Source organism: Enterobacter cloacae complex sp. P17RS, from assembly GCF_014895885.1.
Lineage (GTDB): Bacteria > Pseudomonadota > Gammaproteobacteria > Enterobacterales > Enterobacteriaceae > Enterobacter > Enterobacter bugandensis.
In genome coordinates this window covers 1-1619 of record NZ_JADBQK010000056.1, presented here as the reverse complement: position 1 = coordinate 1619, position 1619 = coordinate 1, and the positions used below count along the sequence as shown (strand labels likewise).

Sequence of the window (1619 nt, the reverse complement as noted above, 5' to 3'; positions counted from 1 at the left end):
GCGATCATCGCGATGATCGGTGCCATCCACGCAATCAGCGGTGCGTTAAAGTGGTTCGCCAGGTAAGACAGAATAGAGATGTTCTGTTCTTTCGCTGCCGCCAGATCCGCCGGGGAGAGGCTCAGTACGCAGCTGAAGACGAAGAACATCACGGTCAGCACCATCATCACGTGAGCGCGGGCCAGGATGCTGGAGCACTTCTTCTCTGCACCGTTACCGTACTCTTCGCGTTTCGCCACGGCGAAAGAGGAGATGATTGGGGAGTGGTTGAAGGAGAAGACCATTACCGGGATCGCCAGCCACAGGGTCATCAGCAGGCCGTTACCGGTCGCAGACGCGCTGCTCAGGGACAGGGTTTCCAGCGCTGCACCGTTCCACTGTGGGATCAGGTAGCAGGCCAGCAGCATCAGCGCAGCCACAAACGGGAAGACCAGCACGCTCATGGCCTTAACAATCATCTGCTCGCCGAAGCGCACGATGGTCATCATGCCGACGATCAGGATCAGAGACAGAATGGCACGCGGTGGCGGCGTCATGTGCAGCTGGTGCGTCATGAAGCTTTCAACGGTGTTGGTGATCGCCACGCTGTAGACGAGCAGGATTGGGTAAATCGCGAAGAAGTAGAGCAGGGTAATCAATTTACCAGCGCCAACGCCGAAATGTTCTTCAACCACTTCGGTGATGTCTTCGCCCGGGTTTTTACCGGACAGCACGAAGCGGGTCAGACCGCGGTGTGCGAAGTAGGTCATCGGGAAGGCGATGATGGCCATGATGATCAGCGGAATCAGACCGCCGACGCCTGCGTTGATAGGAAGGAACAGTACACCAGCGCCGATTGCCGTGCCGTAAAGGCCCAGCATCCACATGGTATCCGTTTTGCGCCAACCACTTCGGGATTCAATCGAAGCAACGGTGCTGGTTTGAGTGGTTTCCATCTGTATCTCCTGGAGGAAGCAAATTGTCAGGTTTTTAGTCAAATCCGATGAAAAAGTGCCTGACGGTAATATGAAATTCGTTCAGTGACGGTTTTTTAATAATTTTCGCCCGTAACTATTGGCGGGCGGAAAGATACATTCTCGTTATGAATCTATCAGTGATCGCGATCCCAAATGCAATAATCCACTTATGATGTGGGCATCTTTAGACCATTTATCTGTTAAAAAAACATCAAATAGAATTTACGGGCGCGAAGGCTACCACCAACGACATGTGGGCTAAAAGAGCGGCCCGCAATATAGGTGTCTTCCGCTGTAAAGATATGGCTTTTTAGGATTTTCTTGCGGGTAATTTAGTTTAAGGCTGATAAATTACGGTTGTTAAATGGAGGTAATCGATTGCGTTCGCCGTAAGTTTGTTTAAGTTATAAGTGAGGCCTATGAATTGATTCGCTAATAAAAAAGCCGGGACCCGCTACAGGGTGCCCCGGCTTTGAGAAGAAGAAACTGAGCGTTACGTGCAGATTTCGTAGCACGGAATGTAGGCTGAACCCGGCAACTTCATGCGGTGTTGAGCCACAAAGCCCTGAAGCATGTCGTCCATACGGCGCATCATCTTCGGGTCGCCGTGGATCTTGTACGGACCATACTGCTCAATCGCGCGGATGCCCATCTCCTTCACGT

At 51.9% G+C, this 1619-nt stretch carries 2 protein-coding genes; both read right to left on the bottom strand.

Features of this window, described 5'->3' with window-relative positions; all coding sequences use genetic code 11:
• The coding region (locus IM265_RS21920; RefSeq protein WP_193056034.1) for an aromatic amino acid transport family protein at positions 1–935 on the bottom strand (935 nt) is incomplete at its 3' end.
• A 514-nt stretch (positions 936–1449) separates the two neighbouring features.
• A partial coding sequence (locus tag IM265_RS21915) for a pyrimidine/purine nucleotide monophosphate nucleosidase domain-containing protein (RefSeq protein ID WP_193056033.1) occupies positions 1450–1619 on the bottom strand: 170 nt, incomplete at its 5' end.